This is a genomic window from Stenomitos rutilans (assembly GCF_059505485.1).
Genome location: NZ_JCACKR010000028.1, coordinates 1 through 24,390, shown reverse-complemented (window position 1 = coordinate 24,390; position 24,390 = coordinate 1). Strand labels below are relative to the sequence as shown.

The 24,390-nt window shown below is 50.1% G+C and carries 20 protein-coding genes; 12 read left to right on the top strand and 8 right to left on the bottom strand.

The genetic code is table 11. The annotated features are described in order from the left end of the window. The first annotated feature begins 421 nt into the window (after positions 1-421). The 3 genes from AC5JLP_RS03850 to AC5JLP_RS03840 all read left to right on the top strand — a co-directional run bounded on the left by AC5JLP_RS03850 (position 422) and on the right by AC5JLP_RS03840 (position 5,389). Positions 422-1,027, top strand: a complete 606-nt coding sequence (locus AC5JLP_RS03850; RefSeq protein ID WP_496066584.1) for a hypothetical protein — start codon at positions 422-424, stop codon at positions 1,025-1,027. A gap of 76 nt (positions 1,028-1,103) precedes the next feature. Then, complete coding sequence (locus tag AC5JLP_RS03845; RefSeq protein WP_496066583.1) at positions 1,104-1,901, top strand: ABC transporter ATP-binding protein; 798 nt, start codon at positions 1,104-1,106, stop codon at positions 1,899-1,901. A 290-nt stretch (positions 1,902-2,191) separates the two neighbouring features. After that, positions 2,192-5,389: a hybrid sensor histidine kinase/response regulator gene (locus tag AC5JLP_RS03840; protein ID WP_496066582.1), complete on the top strand. Its 3,198-nt coding sequence runs from the start codon at positions 2,192-2,194 to the stop codon at positions 5,387-5,389. A 46-nt stretch (positions 5,390-5,435) separates the two neighbouring features. Here AC5JLP_RS03840 and AC5JLP_RS03835 read toward each other — a convergent pair whose 3' ends face one another. The 5 genes from AC5JLP_RS03835 to hetZ form a co-directional block, all read right to left on the bottom strand. Beyond that, positions 5,436-6,140: an urease accessory protein UreF gene (locus tag AC5JLP_RS03835; RefSeq protein WP_496066581.1), complete on the bottom strand. Its 705-nt coding sequence runs from the start codon at positions 6,138-6,140 to the stop codon at positions 5,436-5,438. Between the two features lie 43 nt (positions 6,141-6,183). Further along, positions 6,184-6,618 carry an urease accessory protein UreE gene (ureE, locus tag AC5JLP_RS03830; RefSeq protein ID WP_496066580.1) on the bottom strand — a complete coding sequence of 145 codons (435 nt, stop codon included), beginning with the start codon at positions 6,616-6,618 and terminating at the stop codon, positions 6,184-6,186. Between the two features lie 90 nt (positions 6,619-6,708). Then, positions 6,709-9,054, bottom strand: coding sequence for a transglutaminase TgpA family protein (locus AC5JLP_RS03825; RefSeq protein WP_496066579.1), 2,346 nt, complete (start codon positions 9,052-9,054; stop codon positions 6,709-6,711). A 260-nt stretch (positions 9,055-9,314) separates the two neighbouring features. After that, positions 9,315-10,385, bottom strand: a complete 1,071-nt coding sequence (locus tag AC5JLP_RS03820; RefSeq protein ID WP_496066578.1) for a PatU — start codon at positions 10,383-10,385, stop codon at positions 9,315-9,317. A gap of 11 nt (positions 10,386-10,396) precedes the next feature. Beyond that, positions 10,397-11,575: a heterocyst differentiation protein HetZ gene (hetZ, locus tag AC5JLP_RS03815; RefSeq protein WP_496066577.1), complete on the bottom strand. Its 1,179-nt coding sequence runs from the start codon at positions 11,573-11,575 to the stop codon at positions 10,397-10,399. Between the two features lie 119 nt (positions 11,576-11,694). On the opposite strand from hetZ, the gene AC5JLP_RS03810 reads away from it, so the two are divergent. The 7 genes from AC5JLP_RS03810 (at position 11,695) to AC5JLP_RS03780 (ending at position 19,059) form a co-directional block, all read left to right on the top strand. Further along, on the top strand, positions 11,695-12,174 hold the full coding sequence (locus AC5JLP_RS03810) for a hypothetical protein (protein ID WP_496066576.1): 480 nt from the start codon (positions 11,695-11,697) through the stop codon (positions 12,172-12,174). Positions 12,175-12,393: 219 nt separating this feature from the next. Continuing rightward, a complete protein-coding gene (locus tag AC5JLP_RS03805; RefSeq protein ID WP_496066575.1) occupies positions 12,394-12,756 on the top strand; it encodes a slr0373 family blue light stress response protein in 363 nt (120 codons plus the stop codon). 135 nt (positions 12,757-12,891) lie between these two features. Beyond that, positions 12,892-14,397 (top strand): stress-responsive protein Ycf46, encoded by a 1,506-nt coding sequence (gene ycf46, locus AC5JLP_RS03800; RefSeq protein WP_496066574.1) that lies wholly within the window; start codon positions 12,892-12,894, stop codon positions 14,395-14,397. A gap of 131 nt (positions 14,398-14,528) precedes the next feature. Then, positions 14,529-14,882: a DUF1257 domain-containing protein gene (locus AC5JLP_RS03795; RefSeq protein ID WP_496066573.1), complete on the top strand. Its 354-nt coding sequence runs from the start codon at positions 14,529-14,531 to the stop codon at positions 14,880-14,882. A gap of 156 nt (positions 14,883-15,038) precedes the next feature. Beyond that, positions 15,039-15,914 (top strand): 3'(2'),5'-bisphosphate nucleotidase CysQ family protein, encoded by an 876-nt coding sequence (locus tag AC5JLP_RS03790; protein WP_496066572.1) that lies wholly within the window; start codon positions 15,039-15,041, stop codon positions 15,912-15,914. Positions 15,915-16,235: 321 nt separating this feature from the next. Then, positions 16,236-16,925 (top strand): Crp/Fnr family transcriptional regulator, encoded by a 690-nt coding sequence (locus AC5JLP_RS03785; RefSeq protein WP_496066571.1) that lies wholly within the window; start codon positions 16,236-16,238, stop codon positions 16,923-16,925. Between the two features lie 271 nt (positions 16,926-17,196). Beyond that, the gene (locus AC5JLP_RS03780; protein WP_496066570.1) at positions 17,197-19,059 is read left to right on the top strand and encodes a M61 family metallopeptidase; all 1,863 of its coding nucleotides are present in this window, start codon (positions 17,197-17,199) and stop codon (positions 19,057-19,059) included. 190 nt (positions 19,060-19,249) lie between these two features. Here AC5JLP_RS03780 and AC5JLP_RS03775 read toward each other — a convergent pair whose 3' ends face one another. Continuing rightward, positions 19,250-20,029: a response regulator transcription factor gene (locus tag AC5JLP_RS03775; RefSeq protein WP_496066569.1), complete on the bottom strand. Its 780-nt coding sequence runs from the start codon at positions 20,027-20,029 to the stop codon at positions 19,250-19,252. 643 nt (positions 20,030-20,672) lie between these two features. Here AC5JLP_RS03775 and AC5JLP_RS03770 point away from each other — a divergent pair. Then, positions 20,673-21,524, top strand: coding sequence for a hypothetical protein (locus tag AC5JLP_RS03770; RefSeq protein WP_496066568.1), 852 nt, complete (start codon positions 20,673-20,675; stop codon positions 21,522-21,524). Between the two features lie 93 nt (positions 21,525-21,617). On the opposite strand, the gene AC5JLP_RS03765 is transcribed toward AC5JLP_RS03770, so the two are convergent. Together AC5JLP_RS03765 and AC5JLP_RS03760 are read right to left on the bottom strand one after the other, a co-directional pair. After that, the gene (locus AC5JLP_RS03765; protein ID WP_496066567.1) at positions 21,618-22,964 is read right to left on the bottom strand and encodes an NAD(P)/FAD-dependent oxidoreductase; all 1,347 of its coding nucleotides are present in this window, start codon (positions 22,962-22,964) and stop codon (positions 21,618-21,620) included. Positions 22,965-23,468: 504 nt separating this feature from the next. After that, positions 23,469-23,933: a helix-turn-helix domain-containing protein gene (locus AC5JLP_RS03760; protein WP_496066566.1), complete on the bottom strand. Its 465-nt coding sequence runs from the start codon at positions 23,931-23,933 to the stop codon at positions 23,469-23,471. 213 nt (positions 23,934-24,146) lie between these two features. Here AC5JLP_RS03760 and AC5JLP_RS03755 point away from each other — a divergent pair, with 213 nt between their 5' ends. Next, positions 24,147-24,347 (top strand): hypothetical protein, encoded by a 201-nt coding sequence (locus AC5JLP_RS03755; protein ID WP_496066565.1) that lies wholly within the window; start codon positions 24,147-24,149, stop codon positions 24,345-24,347. The last annotated feature ends 43 nt before the right edge of the window (positions 24,348-24,390 follow it).

Sequence of the window (24,390 nt, the reverse complement as noted above, 5' to 3'; positions counted from 1 at the left end):
ATACCTGCTGTTCCTCATCGTAATTTTGAAGGCAAAGCCTTTGTCATTGTATAACCATGTTCTTTTCTAATGTTTTTTTGTACTTAAACTGTACCCAGCTCTCTTCTGGAAAGATCTTAGAGAATATACGGAGGTAGTGCCAAAATTATTGATTCAGAATGTCAGAGCTTCTACGTACTAAGTTTAGAGAGAATGTTGTCATCAAGATGCTTTTTTAACACTTATTGTACGGAGGTGCGATCGTCTTGATTAGGGTTGACGAGTGCACGTATCGCGAGATGCTGGCTTTGCTCAGAAGTAAGACGGCACATGATCCTGATACAGGACAACGTTGAGCAAAGGATCGATTCTTGTGTAGCTGCCTAAAAGCAACAAAGTGAAAAAGGTGTAGATTAAAGGAAACGTTGAGGTTGAGGGTGTTATGGAACGTAGCCAGCTATCTCAAGTTGCAGCAGCAAATGATTCTTCGCAGGTTGCTTCTGCTGAGCCTTCCGTGTCGATCTTCAAGTTGTCACCGCTAATTCGGTTGACGCTGCTGTTGCTATACGTGGCGCTAACCATACCGCTGCCTTTTTTGGCAGGTATGACAGCGGCAAACATGCCATCGTCTTTGTTGTGGGTAGGCATTGGCTTGGGTGGGTGGCTATTGTATGCGGCTTTGAGTGAGCGGGTGGTACTGGATAGTGACGGAATTAAGGTGCAGTACCCTCGTTGGGTACCACGGGTTTTTCGTCATGGGTGGGAGCTATCGTGGTCAGAGGTCGCAGCATTAAAACCTCGATCGACTGGACAAGGTGGCCTTGTTTACTATTTTCTCAGTCAAACTGGGCAGGCGTACCTTTTACCTATGCGAGTAGCTGGCTTTAACCGCATGGTTAAGCGTGTACAGGCAGAAACTACGATTGATATGACTGATGTGCGCCCGCTGTCGCAGCCGTGGATGTATTTTATTTTGCTTGGCTGTACGTTGTTGCTGTTGGCGATCGATGCTTGGACGATTTGGGCTGTGCTCAATCGAGCGGTATGAAGCTTAGCAGATGTAAACCAGCTAGCAATGCCAAACCTGTAGACTGAACAAGACATTCGCACCCAGAACACTGACTTTGCATACGCTCAAATCTGCTCAAATTCGTGCTGAACAGGTTAGCCTCGCGCCTAAAATTTTTACTGTTGGTAAACCGCATGCAGACCAGCTCTCAGTTCCAAGTAGCCAGTATCTACTTAGAGAGATTTCGTTTGAAGTGTTTCAGGGCGATCGTATAGCCCTTGTTGGCGCGTCAGGCGCTGGCAAAACGTCCTTGCTGCGGCTATTGAACCGCTTAAGCGAGCCAAGCAGCGGCATGATTTACTTAGATAACCGGGCACTGAACCAGATACCAGCCGTGCAGTTACGGCAACAGATTGTTTTAGTATTACAAGAGTCAAAGCTGCTGGGTATGACCGTACAGCAGGCGCTGGAATATCCTTTGACCTTACGGCGCATCGACAAACAGAGGCTTCAAGAGCGCTTGCGATATTGGATCGATCGATTACGGATACCATCAGAGTGGTTGAACCGCACGGAACTACAGCTTTCTGTGGGACAACGCCAGTGGGTTGCGATCGCTCGTGCCCTTGTTGCTGAACCAAACGTGCTGCTTTTGGATGAACCCACAGCTTCTTTGGATCTGGGTCGCAGTGAATTATTGTTGGGCGCGTTGGCTGAACTGAAGCAGACAAAGGGCACAGCGATTTTGATGGCAAACCATCAATTAGAACTTGCACAGCAATTTTGCGATCGAGTGCTACACCTTGACCAGGGACGGTTACGTCAAGATCTTGCAGCTCAACATGTGGATTGGCAAACGCTAAGGCAAATGATCCTACAAGCGGAAGCGCATGAGGCTGAAGAGTGGGATTAAACCGCTGAAACCACTGCTGAGTAGGATCTGGATCGGGTAAACAGTGCCTTGCTTCTGGCACACTTCAAAACGTGGGTTATGCAAACCGTCAAGCTATCTAAGGTAGGCTTAGGACCAAAATTCCTATGTCTTTAGATAGAAAAAGAGTTGAAATGCTGATTTCGTTTGCGTCTTTGAGTACGAGGCTGATAAATTTCGTTTATGAGCCTTCATCACGAGTTGGAGGGCATTTGTTAAGGAGGATTACGACGTCAGTGCTATCTTTTACCACACAGAGGCATGACACGTAAATGAGAGTAGACGGTTCCCTAAGGCGCTTCATCAGTCGTTCTCAGATGTTTCCCTATGGGGTAGCGATTCTAGCGGCGACGCTCGCCCTGTTAGTAACGCAACTTCTTTGGTCACTGCTCGACCCGCTCGTCTTTATACTCTTCTATGCCGCTATTGCAGTGAGTGCCTGGTATGGGGGCATGAGAGGTGGCCTGCTAGCAATTATCCTCTCTGCGACTTATGGGCTTTACTTTCTCTTTGAGCCGCTCCACTCCTTGAAGATTGTCAATGCCAAGCAACTGGTGCAACTGGTCGCGTTCGTGCTCGTCTCGTCCCTCATTTCAGTGTTGTGTTCACAGTTGCAAACCGCTAAACACAAAGCGGAAACGAGCCTGAAGCGGCTACGTGAGAGCGAACGGCGCTTTAGTCGGCTATCTGAAACAAACCTCTTGGGTATTGTGACAACGGATTTGAGCGGCACGATTATAGAGGCCAATGATGCTTTCCTGTCGCTGCTTGGCTATACGCAAGAGGATCTGCGTGCTGGCCGCCTCCACTGGCGGACGATTACTCCACCTGGCTATTTAGGCGCGTATGAGCGATCGGTGGATGCGTTGAACACCACTGGGTCGGGCACACCCTTTGAAACGGTCTGTAGCCGCAAAGATAGTACCTGTGTGCCCATTTTGATTGGTTCTGCCTTGGTGAGCGAAACGACAACGATCAGCTTTGTCTTCGACATTAGCGATCGCAAGCAGGCAGAGGCAGCTTGGCTTGAAGTAAACGTCCGCTTAGAGCAGCACAGCACTGAGTTAGCAGTCACCAATGAAGAACTAGAAACAACCCTGGAAGAATTGAGAATTGCGGAAGAAGAACTGTTGCGGCAGAACGAGCAGTTAAAAACGGAGCAGCAACGGTATCAGGACTTATTTCATTTTGCACCTGATGGTTATTTAGTGACCGATACAGCAGGCATTATTCAGGAAGCGAATCAAGCCGTTGCAGCACAACTCTTACTTGACGCCTCTAACTTGCTTGGGCAGCCTCTGTTTAATATGATCGCTGGTCAAGATCTGAAGGGGTTTCGTGAGCGGCTAAATCAACTGATAGAGCAGCCATTGGAGCAACAAACTGTATGCACCTGGGAGATGCATTTACAAACCCAGCAAAATCACGTTTTTCCGGCTGAACTAACGGTTGGCTGTGTTTATGACTCCACGGGCAGCGTTTCTAATGTACGCTGGCTCATTCGAGATATCACAGAGCGTCAACAGGCAGAAGCGAGACGGCGTGAAAGTGAAAAGTTGTATCGGGCGATCGGCGAAGCGCTTGATTACGGCATCTGGATTTGTGATCCCGACGGGCGGAATCTCTATGCCAGTGAGTCTTTCTTACAATTAGTGGGCATTAGTCAAGCAGAATGTTCGGAGTTTGGTTGGGGCAACGTGCTGCATCCCGATGATGCAGAGCGCACGATTGCGGCGTGGCAAGAATGTGTGCGGACAGAGGGCAACTGGGATATTGAGCACCGCTTCCGAGGGGTGGATGGCAATTGGCACCCACTGCTGGCACGAGGCATACCCGTCCGAGACGAAGATGGAACCATTACTGCCTGGGCAGGCATCAACCTCGATATCAGCCGACAAAAGCAGATAGAAGCGGACTTGCGCCAGAGCGAAGAACGCTATCGCTACCTGGTAGAAGCGATTCCACAACTCGTTTGGACAGCCAGCCGCGAAGGCGCACTACTGGATGTGAACCAACGGTGGCTTGACTTTACAGGGTTGACATGCGCCCAAGCTCAAAGTGAGGGTTGGCAGGCCATTGTTCACCCTCATGATGTACCTGTTTTGAGTGAGCGCTGGCTCGCAGCTCAGGAAAGTGGTGGTCATTATCACGCTGAAGGGCGCATGCGGCGACATGATGGGGCGTATCGCTGGCATTTACATCAGGCGATTCCGTTCAGGAATGAGCAGGGAGAGATTGTGAAATGGTTTGGTACAGCCACCGAAATTGACGATCAAAAGCGGTTAGAGCAGCAACGCGATCGCATTCTCCAGCAGGAACAAACTGCCCGCGAAGCGGCTGAAAATGCCAATCGTATTAAGGACGAGTTTTTGGCTGTCCTCTCCCACGAATTGCGATCGCCGCTCAACCCCATTTTAGGCTGGGCAAGATTACTCCAAACGCGATCGCTGGATGAGGCTCAAACCGCAGAAGCCTTAAAAGTCATTGAGCGTAACGCTAAGCTGCAAGCCGAACTCATTGAAGATCTGCTGGATGTCTCTCGGATTTTGCGAGGCAAACTGAGCCTCAAGGTTGCGCCTGTTAATTTAGTCACCACCATTCAAGCGGCAATCGAAACCGTGAGGCTGGCGGCAGAAGCGAAAGCCATTGCAATACAATCAAGTCTTGAGCCACATATTGGGTATGTTGCTGGTGATGCAAATCGCTTACAGCAGATCGTTTGGAACCTGCTTTCCAACGCCGTAAAATTCACGCCAACCCAGGGTCGAGTCGATATCTGTCTGAAGACGGTAAAAGCTCAAGCTCAGATTACCGTCACCGATACCGGGAAAGGCATTTCTCCTGACTTTCTACCCTATGTCTTTGATTATTTTCGTCAGGCAGAAGCGGCCACAACCCGAGCATTTGGTGGCTTGGGTTTGGGGTTGGCTATCGTTCGACAGCTAGTTGAACTACACGGCGGGACTATCTGGGCCGATAGTCCCGGTGAAGGACTGGGGGCAACGTTTGTCGTCAGGCTCCCGCTCACGTCAACGCAGCTACCCGCCCATGCTCTAAACAACGCTTCTGAGCGGCCGTTAAATCTTAGTGGCATCAACATTTTGGTGGTGGATGACGATGACGATGCACGAACCTTTTGTACCTTTTTGCTAGAGCAGTATGGAGCCACTGTCACAACCGCTGCTTCAGCAGAAGAAGCGCTTTCTATTTTGACTCAAGCCAAGCCAGATGTGCTTTTGAGCGACATCGGCATGCCCAGCACCGATGGCTACATGCTCATGCAGCAGGTGAGAGCGCTAAACCTGGCACAAGGGGGAACGATTCCTGCGATCGCGCTGACAGCCTATGCGGGAGAAATTGATTATCAACGGGCGATCGCGGCAGGCTTTCAGCAACATCTGGCAAAACCAATCGAGCCAACCGTGCTGATGACGACGATTCTCAACTTGCTCAGACGTGATGAGAAGTAATGTCTGGGCGATCGTCGTTTCTACTCACACAGCCTTCACCGCTCTCCTAGCTACGAAAGAGACGGCTGTATTGAGTTTCGTGCCTCATGCTGGCAAGAGACAGCCCCCAAGTACAGCTATGCAAATCCTGATCGGGTAGGGTTAAGGCCACTGCAACCGTTTGCTGGATCACTGGCTGAAGATGCAACAATAACTGTTGCCCTGCCGTTTGCCCTAGTGGAATCAGCTTGATACCCGCATTGACCAGATTTGTTGCCCAACCGTGTAGATAGCCCAACACCGCTGGGTGCAAGCCGATCTGCCAACGGACAGCGGCAAGAGCAAAGGCGATCGCAAAATGACACCCATCTCCTTGTGAAAAGGTTGCTTGTGGCTCTAGCACCTGTAAATCGTGCAGCAACCGCAGCAGCGATCGTCCCATTTGCAAACTTTGTAACCGTAACTCCTCGGTTTCTCGCGCGGCTGACAGCCACCGATTCCAGTGGGTTACGGCATCCCAATCACCAGTCTGGCAGGCTTTATACGCTCTCACCATGATGGCTGATTCCACTCGAATGGTCCCAACACGTAATTCCTGTACTAGCCAGTTTTCCAGCGCACTGCGATCGCTCAGCCTATCGGCTTCAACCAGCGCCTCAATACCCTCTGAGTAGCTATAAGCACCCACTGGCAACGCCGAACTCGCTAACTGTAGCAGGCGCAGTAACGCCAACGAATCAACGTCATCTCTTAGGTGCCCTTGCAAAGCCATTTATTCTTTACCCCTTTTCCCTTCTGCCTTCTGCCTTCTGCCTTCAATGACCATGTCCATACGCTCCCGTTTCTGGTTGAAAGGGCCGCACCTCTTCAACGAGATGTAATCCTCGATGTTCCAGCATGCTGCGTAGTACAGGGTCGGGCGACAGCCGCAGGTAAGTAGGTGTAATCTCTAGCGGCACGTGACGGTTGCCCAAGTGATAAGCCGCTTGCAGGAGGTGCAGTGAATCTTGTGCCCGTGCTGTCAAAACAGGCTCTGGTTTGGCGATGACTCGTACAACTAAGCCATCCTCAGATTGCAACCAGTCACCATCGCGCAAAACAGTGCCTCTGGGTAATTGGAGGTACACCGACTCACCTTCCAACGTCTCATAGCGATGGCGCGATCGGGTGCGATCGTCGGCCGTCAGCGCCAGGGTCAGGGTTGCGCCTGTCTTTGGTGGTACTGCCAAGCGTTGAGTAAGCGTTGTCATCACGGCTCAAGCTGATCTTATGAGAGAGGGCATATCAGCAGAAGTGTAGTGTATTCAAGCGTTTTTGGTAAGACAGTAGTGGATGCAGTGTTAGCGACGTTGCAAGACTAGCGATACGTTCATCAGGCGGCTGAAGAACTGCCTCCAAGGGGCGCGGGGTGTTTGCTGCCGTTTCAAGTCGCGTAGTCGCTGCTTCACCTGAGTGAGATCAGGTGCTTGACCACCATAACGCCAACCAACGTAAGCTTGAGCAATCTCATTAATCGCTGCCGCTTGAGGCGCAGATTGCACCTCGCAAGACTGACGTGCATACTCTAAAGGCGTCTGGGCAGAATGCTTGCGAAATCCTTGTAGTGCCAGCCAATTTAGCATCTGTTGGTATAAGCTTTCCATCGGTGGCAGTTTTGCTAACCAGCGACGGTAGCGCCAACTACGCCAACTACGCCAAAGAAGCCAGCCCGCAAACGCAAGGACGATCGCCAGCAGCAGCCCAGTGAAAAGACCCACCCAACCTTGGGAGAATAAGCTCATACACCAAGTAACTATCGCTGCTATCCAGCCAGCCACAAAGCCGAAGGTTCGATTGAGCCAACTAGTCATGGGAGAGGGCAACCAGCCTGCAACCCAGCGCCAAAAAGCGCGCAGTACGCTAAACGTCTGCTCTTCCTCAATGGATGGTGGGATGAGTTCATGACCCGGAATGGGATCAAACGCAAACCAGCCAAATTGAGGGAAAAACACTTCTGTAATCGCGTAAGCATCGGTGTTTCGCACAACATACAGGCCCGTAAATGGATTAAACTCACCGGGTCCAAAACCAGCCACAAGCCGCGCGGGAATGTTAATTGATCGCAGCATGACAGTGAGCGCAGTCGAAAAGTGATCGGGGTAACCACCCTGGTACTTAAAAAGAAACGCTTCTACCAGATCTTCATCAGGTGCTAGAAACGGCAGATCAGGCTGAATGGTGTAGCGTTGCTTGACGATCTGAGCCAGGTACAGCACTTTTTCATAGGTAGCTGTCAACGGCTTTGGAGAAGTTGACAGCAGGGCTTGGGTGCGATTACGGATCCGTTCTAAAATTTTGGGGGGAACGTTGAGATAGTCCTCGGTAATCTTGGACGGGTAGCCTTGAGGTGCGCCTCGAAGTCTTATGCGATCGCGGTAGGGCACTTCCGAAACAACGGTATAGGTCAGCCCTTCTCGCAGCTCTAGCGGCGATCGCAGGTTGCCATTGGGATCGATCGCGATCTGTCGCGTGGGGAAATAAAGTTCTTTTGCCTGAGCCAGTGCTGGCAGTAGGTTCGGCAGGTCTGATACAGCCGTGTAGGTTTGGATAATCTCTTTTGTTTTATTAAGCGAGATCGGCCGCGGCAAAAAGAATTGGTAGGACCAATTTGGTCGAGTGACTGTGATCGCTTTGTCATTCCGCGATATCTCCCATCCCTGCCCCAAGTAGCGATCAAACGCCAGTACGCGCCAAAAGCCTTCTGCCTGAGAGCGAATGCGTAAAACGACTCGTGGCTTTAGCGATCCCCGGAGGTTCTGGTTGATGCGGCTATTAAAGCCATAGTAGAAGTTCTCATCTAACTTCCCTGGACCGAAGCCTTCACCTTGTTTGGACCCAATACCAGTACCGTCTCCAGTACCCGATCGCACATATCCTGGATTGATAATGCGGCTGTTATCCTCAAAATCCTTCTGAATTTGAGGACTAACGGGAAACGATCGTAATTGGTAACCAGGAAAGCGAGGCAAACAGGCAAAAATCAGCAGCCCTGCCACCAGAATGACAACCAAAAAGCTCAACCACCGTTTGGGTGATAACCCTGTGCCCTGTAAGGGAGATTGATAAAGTTGACTTGTAAGACCAAGTCGCGATCGATAGTCCAGTGTCAAAACTGGCAGCGCGATCGCCAGAAAAACTAGTAACAGCAACCCAAACGTCATCGTCTGACTCAAGGTGCAGGCAACGCTAATTAAGATCAGCCCAATCACCATTGAGTAGCCCAGATCTTTCCGACGCGGGAGATCAAAGCTGTGCAACACCTGAAGCTGTACTAACAGCTCTGCTAGTACCAGGCGGGTGTCATTCAGATCGGCTCTCAGTCCCACAAAAAATGCTGCTAAGGCCAGCAGCATCCCGATCGCAATACAAAATTTTGTGGCAATGTTGCGTTTGTAGCGCCGCTGCCAGCTCCAGAACGCACCCATCACGCTCAGCGGCACAGCCCAAACGCTCATACTAGTCGATGCGGCTACATCCGTTGCAGCGATGCCAGCTAGCACCATTGCTTGCACCAACACTCTGAGCAGAAGCGACTCTTCGATTGCAGGTGCTGGCAAATTCTCTAAGCGCTGCCGGAAGTGATCCGCGATCGCATGCACCCGTCGTTGTGAATTTCCAGAAACACCAGCCCTAAAATTACCAAACATTAGCAGGCGACAATTCGATTGGCTGGCCGCATGTCAGATTGAGGAACAATAAACCCTACCCTGAATCTAAAGCTTTTGAAGCACATCATTCTTTATAACAAGAATTGCGCCCCGAACCACTACGCCACGATCGCACATGGGTTCAAATTGTTGCAAGTGTTCAATCTCAAATCTGAATGCAGCCAGATCCATCATACCCGTTGCCTGTCGAGACTAACGGCTAGGCGAACACTTCTACACGGATGCTCGCCAACGATTAATTAGTCGGTGATGCGAATAGCAAACATTAGCGGTTCTTGACCGTCAAAGCAAACTTCTAACATATGAGACTCATGCGGCTGGAAGTCAAATAGCTCCACACTTAAATTGCCAGCCGTAGAACGCTGAGCACTTGCCTGCACATGTTCACCCTGAAGTGTGAATCTGCCACCGCACGGCAGGGTTGCCTGAATCCGTAGTCTAGCGGATGCCGCTTCTGCCGCATAGTCTGCCTCCAGGCTCAGAGCACCTAGATCTGTGAGCCATTGACGCTCCAGTTTTGGTTGGCTTAAAGAAATGGTTAACGTTAAGGCCGCAATAATTTCGCGTGCAGCCAAGAGTGAGAGCACCATTTGCTGAGCCGGAACCGCTGACTCATAGTTCGGCGGATAGTTGGTGCCAGGCGGTGGCGATGCAACAGCCCCAGATCGGGCAGGCGATGTCATCACCATTCCTGCCAGTTGGTTCAGTGCTTGAGCTTGTCCAGGGAATAGATCCTCGACAGCCTTTACAAGCTTCGCACCCTCTAACAACGACGATTGAACCGCTTCCTGGCAGCGTTCCAAGAGCTGACCCAACAGGTTTTCGGGTAAGGGAATGGGTAAATTCAGCGTTTTAAGCTGATTCAGCCAAACCTGAGCTGGTACTCTTTGGGCTTCAAGCGTATCGCTAGCAGCAGTTACAGCGGCGCTAGCGATGCCGTAAGCACCTTCGGTTTCGTAATCGTGAATTTCTGATTCCCAGGGGAATAGAGGAGGATTACGTTGGATTTCAGTCTGTAACCGATGCTTCAACAGGGCATGAAAACGGTCTTGCACAGCAGGTATCTCTCCAAGTTTTAATAGGGTCTCCCCTTTGAAGGAGGGAGTGTTGAGTTTAAGATGACCGGCATTCGCAGAGGGAGCATCCTGAAGAATAGATAGATCTAACGCATTCGATCGAGCGTCATGTGGCTCATCGTTCCACTCAGTAACTGGACGAACCACCCCAGAGTCATCTGAAGTGGTAAAGGCAACCAGATCTTGCAGTAGTTCGAGGAGATTTCTCTGGAGCGTGTCCGAGTCATCGTTCATGGTATAAGTCCCTATTCATCAGAAGATGCCCCTTGTCCGGATACTAAATAATTGCGAATTTCCCACGCTTGCTCAAGTAGCTTAAACCACTGCTTCCGCACTTGCGTCACCGTACAGCTGAGGGATTGCGCGATCGCAGCATCTGACAGCCGTTTTCGCTTCAGTTCCAGTAGTTCTGCTTGCTGATGATCAAGCTGCTCCTGGAAAGCTTGCCACTGCTGTAATGTCAAGCCGAGGTTTCGCTCTAGGTCGGCCTCCAGCCACTGATGCACCAACTCCCAGCGATGGGAAAGCGCAAAGCGAATAAGATGATACCGAAAGCGCTGCTGCAGATAGTCTCGTTGGCGCGGCGTTAAACCTAAAATCACCTCGATTTCATTCGCAGGCAAGTCCTGTAAGCGCAGAGCAAAGTAGTCAGCACAGTCTGTTTGCTTGCGCTCTTCTAGATAAGCCATTAGCTCCGCAACCACCGCTTGCCGCAGACTATCTTCCGGTTGTTCTGGCTCCTGGGCCACCATCTGCTCCCGTACCTGTTGCATCGAAGCGGCATTCCACGGATTGTCTCCATCACCAACGCCGCCATCCGCTGCACGCTCAATATCAACGGGCGTTTCGATTGGCTGCTGCTGCGAAAACGTCTGAGCGCGTAAGATGATAAGCTGCTGATTGCGTCGTCCCGGCAATGGAATGCGCCGCTTACCATACCGTTCACTAAACGCCATGTACTCCGCAAGCTGTAGTAACGTGCGCGGTTGATACGTCGCAGGCAACTGGGTCTCGCGGCGAAACGCGTTGAGCGCTTCCATGTAAAAGCTTTGTAGAAAATCTTCAATTAATGTTAAGCGTGCTTGATAGCTCGCTTGGGTCTGCGGTGGGGTAATGTAGCGGTACACGATCGCGCTTAGCGTGCTGTGTAACTCGACCCGCCCACGTTTGGAACCGAGCTTGTAGTAGTGCAAGCACTGCTGGAGCCGATGCCTTGCCAACGCGGTTGCCCAGGTATCGACCTCTCCAGAGGCTTGAATCCGTTTGCTTTCAACGCAAATCCGTGCGACCTCTTTCGATAGTCGATCGGCCACATCCAAGCAATTTTGCTCAGAAGCGTTCGTTGACAGCTTTAACTCGTTCAGCAGCAGTTGAAAAATTGCCTCCACGCTCTGGCAGATATCCCCCACGGTATTAACGCCCAACGATTAACAAAAACTGAAGTCAGTTTAACCAATTGTGACAACAAGACGACAAACCCGTCTAGGTCAAACTACAGAAGCTTCACACCCCGTTCATCAAAATTAGGAGCTTGCTTCCAGTCATGAACATCGACCAACAAATTCAGCAACTCATTGATGACGCTCCTCAGGACGGTAATACACCAGCCCTCGTTGCTACGATCGCCCCTGTGCTGAAATTTTTAGCGTCACAATTGCGCTCTACACAGTATTACATTGTGCAGACCCTCGACCAGAGCTGGGCTATGACAACCCTGGAAAATCAAACGCAACCAGGGCTAGAGAAAAACGTTATCTATGCCTTTTCCAGCTTGAAAGATGTATCATCTGGCCCCTACCCAATGCACGATCCGCAAATGATTGCGTTGCCTTTACCCGTAACTCATATTCTGTTTCAAATGCTCGCAACAGACATGATTCATAGCATCATTTTCTTTGATGCTCCTGGCAACACAGCTGCTGGCACCGAAATTCAGCGTGAACAGCTTACCGAGCTGATTGAGTCTCACTTGCAGCAAAGCCAAACGATGCCGGGAGCAGGACTGCCTCCCAACATTGCCTGAGCAGCGCTAGCAGTCAATCGGTTGGGCCGTACCACTTCGTCGCGCCGCTTTAGAGGTAAAAGGGCTCGGTGCTTAATACCGCTTACTATCTGTAGAGTCTTTGTATCGCCGATATAAACAAATGTAACGATTTTGCTGTCATGGCGGGTTGGAGTCTTGACAGCAATCCGTCCAGTCGATATTCTTGCTTTCATACCCGGGTACACAACTGAGAGTTCTATGCAAGACAAGCAGAAGGTTACGCTATATCTCCCGCCAGAGTTGCACCGTCAACTGAAGATTCGAGCGGCACTAGACTCTGAAACGATGACGGATATTGCTCAAAGGGCAATTGTGTTTTACCTCTCTCACTCAGAGTTGGTCGATGGATATGAAGAGTCAAAGCACGGTCAAGCTCACAGAGTTTACACCTGTCCAGACTGCTCGTCTCCTTCTGTCTTGAAGGGCGATGACATGATTTCACTCCGCTCCCAGTCAGGTGTTTTGCTTGAGGAGAGGGTGTCAGCCAGCAAAGTACAGGTAGCCAATGCAGCTTCTGCAAAGGTTGCTTCTCAAGGTGAGGGTGAGTTGGTTCCCTGCTAGGTCGTAGTCGTTTTTGATTTGACTGCTCTAGTGATGCATTCTTGCTCAGTGGCTAGTTGACATCTGCCATTAGGTTTAAGCAAGCTAAGGATTCTAGGTTTTCAATGTTTGCACTGTCTCTCGTGGGTTGATGTTATGCAGGAAGAACTTAGTATTCTGATACAGGCCCAGTACCCCCTTATTTACATGGTGACATCTGAGGAAGAGCGGGCTGAGCAGACTATTGCAGCCATTTCTCAGGCAAAACCTCAGCGCCGTGTATACGTTTGGACAGTGACTCACGGCATTGTTGAGTACGGCCAGCCTCGCAACGTAACCCAGCACAACACCGTTTCGCCGGAGGCCGCGATTGAGTGGGTCATTCGTCACAAAGAGCCTGGGATATTTGTCTTTAAGGATCTTCACCCGTTCTATTCAGCTCCAGTGATTCGCTGGTTGCGAGATGCGATTGCAAGCTTCAAAGGCAGTCAGAAGGCCATTATTCTGATGTCTCCTGTGCAGGAGATTCCGATTGAGCTAGAGAAGGAAATAGCGGTGCTGGATTACCCCATGCCAGATATGGGCGAACTCAACCATGTGCTTTCACAACAGCTTGAGCAGGTTCGTACTCGACGCATTACGACAGAGGCAAGAGAGAAGCTGCTGAAGGCAGCGTTGGGTTTAACAAAAGATGAAGCCGAGAAAGTTTACCGCAAAGCCCAGGTTACGGCTGGGCGTTTAACAGAAGAAGAAGTCGATATCGTTCTGTCTGAGAAGAAGCAACTGATTCGTCGCAACGGCATCTTGGAATACGTTGAAGAAGACGAAACGATCGATTCGGTTGGTGGCTTAGAGGAACTGAAGCGCTGGCTCAAGCAACGGTCTAATGCCTTTACTGAGCGTGCCAGAGAGTATGGCTTGCCTCAGCCAAAAGGCATGTTGATTTTAGGGGTTCCTGGATGCGGCAAATCACTCATTGCAAAAACAACGTCCCGTTTGTGGGGGCTACCGCTGCTGCGTTTAGATATGGGACGGGTCTATGACGGTTCAATGGTGGGGCGATCGGAAGCGAACTTGCGTGGTGCTTTGAAGACAGCAGAGTCGATCTCGCCAGCAATTCTGTTCATTGATGAAATGGACAAGGCGTTCGCGGGTAGCACGGGCTCAGCCGATTCTGACGGTGGTACCTCTAGCCGCATTTTCGGCTCCTTTCTCACCTGGATGCAAGAGAAAACGTCTCCTGTGTTTGTGATGGCAACGGCGAACCGAGTCGAGCGGTTGCCTGGAGAGTTTCTACGCAAGGGACGGTTTGACGAAATCTTTTTTGTCGATCTGCCTAATAGTGAAGAGCGCAAAGAGATTTTCAAAATTCATCTTTCCAAGCGTCGCCGCGAGATTGCACGCTTTGATTTAGACCAGTTGGCGAATGTTTGCGAGGGTTTCTCAGGCGCTGAGATTGAGCAAGCTCTGGTAGCCGCAATGTACGAGGCGTTTGCCCAGGATCGAGAGTTTACTCAACTGGACATTATTGCGGCGATTAAGTCAACGCTACCGCTTTCTAAGACGATGACTGAGCAGGTAACTGCCCTTAGGGACTGGGCAAGGCAGCGCGCGCGACCTGCTGCATCCTCAGTGGCTGAATATCAGCGACTTGAGTTCTAAAAGCTTTCTCCTGCTCCCAACAGGAGGAAAGGCTAGCATTTGCTAGCAGCCAACCCAAAAAGCTAATAGCGATCGTTGTTAGCTCCTGACCACCAAACGTTGTTCTCAAATCTCCACAGGAGGAAACTCAAATGTCTCACTTTAGCACTCTGCGTACCAAGATCACCGATGCCGAAATCCTGAAGGCTTCTCTCCGTGATCTAGGGATCTCGGTGAAGACGGATGCCGATGTTCGTGGCTACAACGGTCAACGTGTTCGTTCGGACATCGTTGCTGTTCTAGAAGGCGAATATGATCTGGGCTGGTCTCGCAATACCGATGGTTCTTTTGACCTGATTGCTGACCTCTGGGGCGTGGCTAAAAAGCACAACCAGACCGAGCTAATCAACTCGATTAACCAGAAGTACGCCGTGAACAAGACTTTGTCTGAAGTCAAGCGTCCTGGTCTGCAAAATGCAAACGTCAAACTGGTACTACAAAAGTAGTTTCCTTACGCGTTCCCAAACTAGCGGGTTAACCCTTCCCCGGTTAGCCCGTTTTTTGTTTGGGCTTCAGGGTTTGGGCGTAAGATGAATGGCAAGCGCCTCATTCGACCGTTGATCAGCCGTCTAAACGTCCTGTTTAATTGCCATGCTTTTGCTATGAATCCGATTTCTCTGGAGCTTGATCAACAGATCAGACAATTGCTACGTGGCTGTGGTCAGTATGCCGAGCAAATGGCAGCCAGCCAGTTTGAGGTGTTTGAGAAAGGGCCGGATGATTACGTCACCACTATCGACTCGCTTCTGGATCAAAAGCTGTCAGCCGCATTTAAACTCATGTTTCCTGACGATGGAGTGATCACAGAAGAGGATGCACAGTCGAGAGCGAAATTTCACGATCGCTACGGTCGTCTCTGGTGTATTGACCCCATTGACGGTACTGAAGATTTTATTCACCGCAAGCGCGATTACGCTGTTATGGTGGGCTTGCTGCAAGACTATCAGCCGATCGCAGGATGGCTATATGCCCCTGCCTATGACCAACTTTACTACGGCGGTTCACATTGGGGGGTGTTTCAAACCACGGCAGAGGAGGTACCAGCGCCCTTATTGAGCATTGAACCCGCGTCTCCAACCGCCAGCTTTTGCCCAGTTCTCATTGGGCATCGTGATCAGTCCCGATTTGGTAACGCGATCGCCCAGCTCATTCCAGAGGCACAGTTCTATTCACTGGGCAGTTTTGGGCTTAAGGTCGTTGATGTTATTTTGGGGCGAGCAGGGCTTTACCTCTATTTCAACGGTCGAGTCAAACTGTGGGATACCGTCGGGCCGCTAGCATTGGCAAGAGCGGCTGGGTTAGTGTGCTGCGATTTAGAGGGGCGATCGATCAGTTTCTCGCCTCATGATATAGATGCTGAGACGCTGGCACACAAACAACCAATCTTAGTGGGCTGGGCAAATTATGTTGAATTGTTACGTCCCAAGCTGAAAGCAGCCGTTGAAGCGGTGATGCAGAATTTGGAATCCTCAGTTTAGAGAAGACTGCTTATACTAGGAATCTGCGTCTTTTCTCGCAACGTATCAGTCATGCAGATCTTAGAGGCTGAAGATTTGAGTTGGGGCACGATCGAGGTTTGCCAGATATTGCATACCGCTTTGAAGACACCTTACAAGTGCGGTTCAAAGCTTGCTACTATTTTCCACATCAGGTGGAATTTACCGTTGATGCTAAGGATCCGTAAATTCTCCCTCAAAGAAGCCGTGATGATCCTGCCATGATAATACATAGGCAGTGATGCTGCCTTTTTTGCCCCTTACCGTTGTTTCTGTTCAGCCTCCTTATTTCATAGACTTTTCATGCAGATCGAAGCGTTTAGTGAACTCTTCCCCCTCTTAACGGCAGCCAGTCCAGAAACGTTGGAGTGGCTACTGTCAGTTGCCGTTGAACATGAGTACCCTGCTAATCGGGCCGTGTTGATGGAAGATGCGTGGGGAAACGCCGTTTATTTCGTCGCCTCTGGGTGGGTCAAGGTGCGGCGGCTATCTGGTTCGGGTGAAGATGTTGTCACCTTAGCGGTGCTGGGACGGGGTGACTTTTTTGGCGAAATGGCGATTTTGGATGAATCGCCGCGATCGACGGATGTCATTGCCCTTTCTGCGGTAAAGCTCATCAGCATTTCGGCGCAGCGGTTTATTCAAACCTTATTCAAAGATCCGCAATTGCACCATCGCATGCTGCAATTGATGGTGCGACGGTTGCGACAAACAAACATCCGCTTTCAGCTAAGGCATCAACCGCCTGCCGTGAAGCTGGCAAATACGCTGGTTTCACTAGGCGAAAACTATGGTCAGGAAACGCCATATGGGGTAGAAATCTTCAACATTCCCTTCAAAGATCTGGCAGACGTGACGGATATTGGCGTTGAGGAAACCGCCAAAATTATGGAAAAGCTCGATAGCAAAGGTTGGATTAAAATTGACACGGCTAGTCATACCGTCTGTCTAACAAACCTGAAACAGCTGATGCACCTTGCTGGTAAAGTTTAGCGTTCAGCTTGACACAGTCAGTGCCGCGATCGACTGTTATGCTAGGGGCTGTCATCAGTGACTCATACACATGACTGTTAGCAAGGGTTACAGCCCCCAGTCTGGTTTGTGAGGACGGGTGCGGTAAGGCTGAGACCGCAAGTCGGCACCTAGTTGATGACGCGCCCTGGCGAACAATCAGCAGTATGGAAATCACGCGGTAATCTTTCTTTAAAGGCAGTCTCAGCTTGTTTACCGTAATTTGAACAAGTAAAACAGAGCAGCATTAAGCATGAATCGAGAAGACCTGGATCAAAGTAGTCAGATCGAACCATCTCAATCAATCGACCTTGAGACAGGGCGAAAAACCGCTTCGCAACCCTTGCCCAACTCGCTGCCGTTGCAACTGCATTACAAAGTAGCGATGCCAGAGCCAGAGACACACTTGTTTGAGGTGTGCTTGCACGTTACAGGCTGGCACCACGATCAGGGGACGTTGCTCGACCTGAAGATGCCAGTCTGGACTCCAGGATCTTATTTGGTGCGAGAGTACGCCAGACATTTGCAGGACTTTGGTGCTGCGAGCGATCGCACAAACGCCTCCTTACCCTGGCGTAAGCTCAGCAAAAATCACTGGCAGATCGAAACCCAGGGGCACTCAGATTTGACCGTGCGCTACCGGATCTACGCCGATGAGCTGTCCGTGCGAACCAATCACTTAGACGGCACGCATGGTTACTTTAATGGAGCCGCGCTGTTCTTCTACATTCCAGGGTACGAGCACTGCCCTTTGCAGCTTACGATCGTCCCTCCTCCTGACTGGCATGTATCCACTCCACTTCCGGCCTTGAATACACCGCATACCTTTGAAGCTCCCGATTTTGACACACTGGTCGATAGCCCGTTTGAAATTGGTCGCCATGCAGTGTACGAGTTTGAAGCGCTGGGTAAACCGCATCAACTAGCCGTGTGTGGCGACGGCAATCTGGAGCCAGAGCGGTTGATTCCAGACATTCAAAAGCTGATTCAGGTCGAAGCGGATCTGTTTGGCGGGTTGCCCTACGATCGCTACCTCTTTTTGCTGCACCTGTCGTCACAAGGGTTTGGCGGACTGGAGCACAAGTCTTCTTGTTCGCTGATCTATCAGCGCTTTGGGTTTCGGAGCAAGGATAAGTACGATCGCTTCATTCAGCTTGTGGCGCACGAATTTTTTCACCTCTGGAACGTGAAGCGGATTCGGCCCAAAGCGTTGGAGGTCTTTGATTATGAGCAAGAAAACTACACGCCATCGCTCTGGTTTAGCGAGGGTACAACCAGCTTCTACGATCTAGTCATTCCCTATCGGGCGGGAATTTATGATCTGCGTACCTACCTGATCGCGCTTAACCGTGAGATTACTCGCTTTCAGATGACACCGGGGCGCAAAGTACAGCCCTTAAGTGAGTCCAGTTTTGATGCCTGGATTAAGCTGTATCGCGCCGATGCGAATAGTCCTAACTCCCAAATGTCTTACTATTTGAAGGGAGAAATGGTGTCGCTGTTGCTTGATCTGCTGATCCGCGAACGGCATGGCAATCGGCGATCGATGGATGATGTCATGCGACACCTGTGGGAGCAGTTTGGTAAACCCGAAGTGGGTTTTACACCCACACAACTCCAGCAGGTCATTGAGGGAGTTGCCGACACTGATTTAACAGACTTTTTTGAGCGATACATGCACAGAACAGATGATTTGCCGTTTGATGAGTATCTCAACCCGTTTGGATTGCGCTTACTGGGAGACAGTGGTGCAGAAGATGGAGTTCCGTACCTGGGTCTAACGGCAAAAACGGAATCTGGGCGTGAGGTGGTGAAATTTGTCGAGTCAGGGTCCCCTGCCCGCAAAGCTGGGATCGATGCTGGCGATGAGCTTCTTGCCATGAATGGTCTGCGGGTAACGGCGGATCAGTTGGCTGAGCGGCTACGAGATTTTCGATCGGGCGATCGTCTCCAACTTTCCTTTTTCCATCAGGATGAGTTGCGTTCCAGTACGGTCACCCTTGCAGAGCCGCGAGCAACTCGCTTTCAGGTCGTTCCAGTTGAGCAACCGTCCCATAAGCAGGCGCAAAACTTTTTGGGTTGGCTCGGTGTACCGTTGGAAAGCATTAGAGGGTAGGACTTTCAGCTATCCGCGTTCAGCTTTGTGAACTATGTTTGAGATTGAACGTTGACAGCAGATTTGCATACTTCGAGCCCTACTTTAGATCTTGCACCATTCTCAAGAAGGCATTTTCAAAGCTTCTTAGTGATTGCATTAGCCTGCAATTGATTGCAGGGCGGTTGCTGCAAGTGGTGCAAGATGTCAGTTACCCTAGACGGTAGCCAAAGCCTCGCACCGTAATGATGTACTGTGGGTTGCTCGGATCTAGCTCTAATTTTTCTCTTAGCCAGCGGATGTGGACATCCACTGTTTTAGAGTCACCCATGAAATCAATCCCCCAAACCTTTTCTAAAAGTTGATCGCGGGAGAAAACACGGCGCGGATTGTTCATAAACAATTCCAGCAGGGTAAATTCTTTCGGTGACAAGTTGACAGTCTCGTTACGTACAGTCACCCGGCACTCTTGAGGGTAGAGGGCAATTTCTTGAAACTGAAGCACAAGCTGTTCTTGAAGCTGAGGTTGGCGGCTAGCTCGACGCAGTAGCGATCGACAGCGTGCAATTAACTCCCGCATCCCAAACGGTTTGGCTAGGTAATCATCGGCTCCAATCTCTAGCCCGACCACAACATCTGTTTCAGTACCCTTAGCGCTGAGCATGAGAATTGGTGTAATCATGCCGTCTTGCCGCATGAGACGACATAAATCCAATCCACTAATGTAGGGCAACATAAGGTCAAGGATCAGCAGATCGATCGCAGGTATCTCTGCCTCTTCACTGGCCTGAGAGGCTCGCATCACGTCTAACGCCTGACGACCATCCTCTACTGCCAACACCTGATAGCCTTCATCGGTCAACGCCATTGTGATCGTCTCGCGGATCAGTGCTTCATCCTCAACAATGAGAATGAAGGGCTGAGCATTTTCAGGCGATTTAGCAACTCCAGGCGATCGCATCATGGTATTAAATTTTGCAGCTTCAGACATTTAAGTGCCGTGGGTGAGAGTCAATCTTTATTTGCGAGCCTAGAACTGAGTAGCCAATCATTTGCAGCCTTATGCTTTGCTACCGTCTTTAAAGAAGAGAAAACAACACACGGCTGAGAATTCATTTATGAATCGGTCGTGAAAGTAAAACGAATAAACACAAATCTAGATGCAGCAAACTGATGTCAGTAAATTTGCTGGCTAAATTAGGTTAAGCTTTGGTAAATTTCAGATTAAGCCTGAAATAATGGTTTCTTTAGGGCAGTTTAAAGGCTTTAAAGAGGCAGGCAGTAACCATCAGCATCATACAGATTTTTTCAAATATGGCAATCAGAGAGGCGGTACACTCAAAGCGCCAAAAAAATGGGCGAGTCGTGCCTTAGCCAGCTTAAGTTATGGCGCTAATTCGCTCATGGTATACAAGCACGGTTCTAACCACTAAAAAGCTCAGGAGGGTTGATCACACGGCGCATAATAGCAGGGTCGCTGATTCATGAGGCATCTATGCAAAAACACATTCTTCTACTCATCGCTTCACTACCACTGCTCGTAAGCTGCATTAAAGAGCTACCTCATACCAATTTGAATTGAAAATGCGACACATCCTGTAGGGGCAAGGCATTGCCTTGCCCCTACCCACCGATTGATCTGTAGCCGTCATTCTTTAAATCGGTATCAGGTTCAAAGTAAGCCATCGCAAGCTTGTGCCACGTCCGTTAGCCAGAACGGGGAGCAAGGCATTCGGAAGATCGCACGCGCTCATTTAAGCGTTAGCCCGGATGCAACCACTGCGGTCATATCGAATGCTCAAAAATTTATCGTTCCTGTGCCGATGTTGAGTAACGGTGGAGAGCCTTTAGTGTATCCACAAGACGCTGAAAAGGCAGGGCAACCCATTTTAGACTACACAGACAAACCGATCGGCGGTAACGCAGGCGCGACAGAAGTCGCTCGTGGGCTAGTTTTCTTCAATGGCAAAGATAAGTCATGGCAAGCGGTTTTAGGCGATGGCAACGGCGTCATTATTATTAATGAAGTGACTCAAGACCGGGCAAAAAAGCTAGATCAAAAAATTCGTGGCTTGCAGCCAAACCTAAATAATTTGACGCTAAACGACCTGAAGCAAGTGATTCGATTTGCACAACAGCTTGGGTTAGTTGATATGTATAACTCTACTCGTGTATTTATTCAAGAGAATATGACCCCTGTAATCGCAGGTGATGACTCTACACTGAATAGCAAAGAAGTGGACGCATCTGGGTTTAAGAAAAGAGACGATCGCGACATCAATCAAGCGATTTATATTCCTGGTACCTTTGTCTTTGAAGGGCCTGCTGCCAGCCCACAGGAGTTTAAAAATGGTGGTGTGATTGTCGTACAGAGCGGCAAGATGCGCGGAGTGCAACCAGATATCTTTGTGCGGACGTATAAGCTGAGTAATGGACGCGCGATCGAGTCTGTGACGGCAGATTTAAAGAGCCAGTGTGTGGTTTAGTTGATGAGGATGGGACGCACATCGGAAAAGCATTCAGGAGCCAGAAGGGAGAGTGCTTGCTGACTCCTGCCCGTCGACTCCTAGCTTCCATTGCTAAACCTTGACGGGTGCTCGATCGTTCAATGGCGCTTCATACAAACTTTCGTCGTTAAGCAGCCCTTCACCCGTAATGATACGAGCGCCACGTTTGCGGGTGAAATAGTTCCATCCCCACTGCAACAGCACAATCAACTTATTGTCAAACTCAATTAAGAAATAGATGTGCGCGAAAACCCACAAGAACCAGGCCAGTAAGCCATCAAACCGCACAAAGCCAAGATCCACCACTGCTTCGTTTTGTCCAATGACGGCTAAGCTGCCAAAGTCTTGGTACACAAAAGGCGCTAATGTTTGCCCCACCAGGCGTTGCTTGATCAGTTTGGCAACGTATTCGCCTTCTTGCATGGCAACGGGCGCAACTCCGGGTAGGGGACGATCGCCTTGGTGCGGAAAGTTCGCCAAGTCGCCAATGATAAAAATGTTGGGATGAGTGGCAAGACTTAGATCAGGCTCAACCATGACTCGCCCGACTCGATCAAGGGTTGCCCCTGTCCGTTCTGCAAGCACCTGCCCCATTGCAGATGCTTTCACACCAGCGGCCCATAAAACGGTATGTGCTGGAATGTATTCTTCCTGACCATCCCGCTTCACCGTGACGATGTTGCCATCGATGTTTGTTACCAAAACACTCGTTTCAACAGTGACCCCCAGCCTGGTGAGAGAGGCTTCTGCTTTCGCTGATAGCTCTGGTGGGTAGGGGGGCAAGATTCGATCTAACCCTTCCAGTAGCAGCACTTGAGCTTCGGTGGTGTCGATATTGCGGAAGTCGCTTTTGAGCGTTTTGAAGGCAAGCTCGGCGATCGCGCCTGCCAACTCTACCCCGGTTGGCCCGCCGCCGACCACCACAAACGTCAACCAGGCACGACGTTTCTCCAGGTCAGATTCTTTTTCAGCGGCTTCAAAGGCCATGAAAATACGGCGACGCATCTCCAACGCATCCTCGATCGTCTTCAGACCGGGTGCCGTCTGCTTCCAATGATCGTTGCCAAAGTAGTGATGGCTTACCCCAGTGGCAACAACCAGCGTGTCGTAAGCAAGTTCCTCGCCTTTCAACGTCACGGTTTGCTTCTGGGTATCCAGGTTAGTCACCTCGTCCATAAGCACCTGAGTATTTTTGCTGCTGTTCAAAATGCCTCGCAGCGGTGATGAAATATCGGCTGGAGAGAGCGTTCCTGTTGCCACCTGGTATAGCAACGGCTGAAACAAGTGAAAATTTCGTTTGTCAATCAGCGTGACATCTACTGGTGCGCGACCTAGTGCTTTAGCGGTATACAGCCCGCCGAATCCTCCTCCAACAATGACCACTCGATGCATTGGTTGGCTCTCAGTCGCGTCTACCATTCCTTGTTGCTCCCTCATTTGCTATGGAAGTAAGCCGTCTCTAGATTTACTGCACGTCTGCCAAGAACCGTTTGGGTTGGTTGCCTGATCTCACTCAATTAATCACTTATTGCTGAAACTCAATCTTGATCGATAGAACAGCGAACGGTTATCTAGCTGCGGAAGTCTAGCGCCGATCGACCAGCAGGTAGTCAGTAACGACGATTACCAGGCCTATCTTTACAAATCGCAGTGTAGTTCTGTCGATACTTTTAGCGCTCCCAACGAAATCTTTACGAAATGTTAACAGCTTCTAGCTTAGCCCATGTCACTCAGCACTTGAGTAACAACCGTTACGCGAGCTAGTGGTATGTCAAGGCTGTTTTAAGGGGTTGAAAACCTTCAAACTACCTGTAAAAGGGGTTTATAGCTTTGAAGCGTTATACCATTTCCCTTTCATTGAGCTACAGCTAAGGCACTCCAACCAGCTATGCTGCACAGGTTCGATCACTCAAAACTCAGAACTCAAAACTCAGAACTGATATTCTCCCTTAAGCGCTGCAGATATTCCCAGCCGCGCTGCGACCACACTTTTTTACCCGTTTTGGCTGCGATCCACCGGGCGACTTTAGAACCTGTCCAGTGTCCGCCTTCAGACGGGGGCTTTTGGAGTTCTTGCTGGAGTTCTTGCTGCTGTACCAGGGTGAGGAGCGATCGCGGTGAAAGTTGTCCGCGTTGGCTCCGATTTTTCACTCCGATTGGGCCTTCCTGGTTGTAGCGGCGGATGATTTCTTTGGCGTAGTCGTAGTTAAACCCAACTCTTTGGGCCGCCTGCTTAATCGTGCACTGCTGATCCACCAAATGCAACAGATGCCAGCGTCGTGCTTCAATGCGGTCTTGGGCTTGCTGGTAATGGGTTTTCAGTTCTTTAGCCGTTAGATGCGGCTTCAATTGGACTCTGGGTGGCACGATCGGGTCAAGCGGAGGCATTCGGTACAGTTCATTGATCAACGCTTTTTGGATCACTCCGGATAAATAGCAGGGGTGGGTTGGGAATACTGAAGTGAGCGTAGAAAATGTCGCTCAGACTCCATGTGAAGTTCATACTGATCGATGAGACTGAGCAACAAGCGCTGTTCAACCCAATTAGACAGCACAGTTTTCAGATGAATTAACCAATCGTTCAATAGGAGTCTTAGCAGTATGGTGTTTCGTTTAGCTAGGCGAGTGTCTCTCGCTACGGGCGCATTTGCCTTTGCAGTGGTGCTTCCTGGTGTAGCGTTGGCAGGCCAACCTGTTTTTGGCATCGCATCACAGGGGTTTGTTGTAGCGGCTCAGTCTACGGTACCGTCATCTGTAGAGCAACTGCAATTGACGGATCAACAAAGGCAGAAGGCTCAATAGGTAATTCAGGGAGTTAAGGGAGAAGAGTGTCCAATAAAGCACT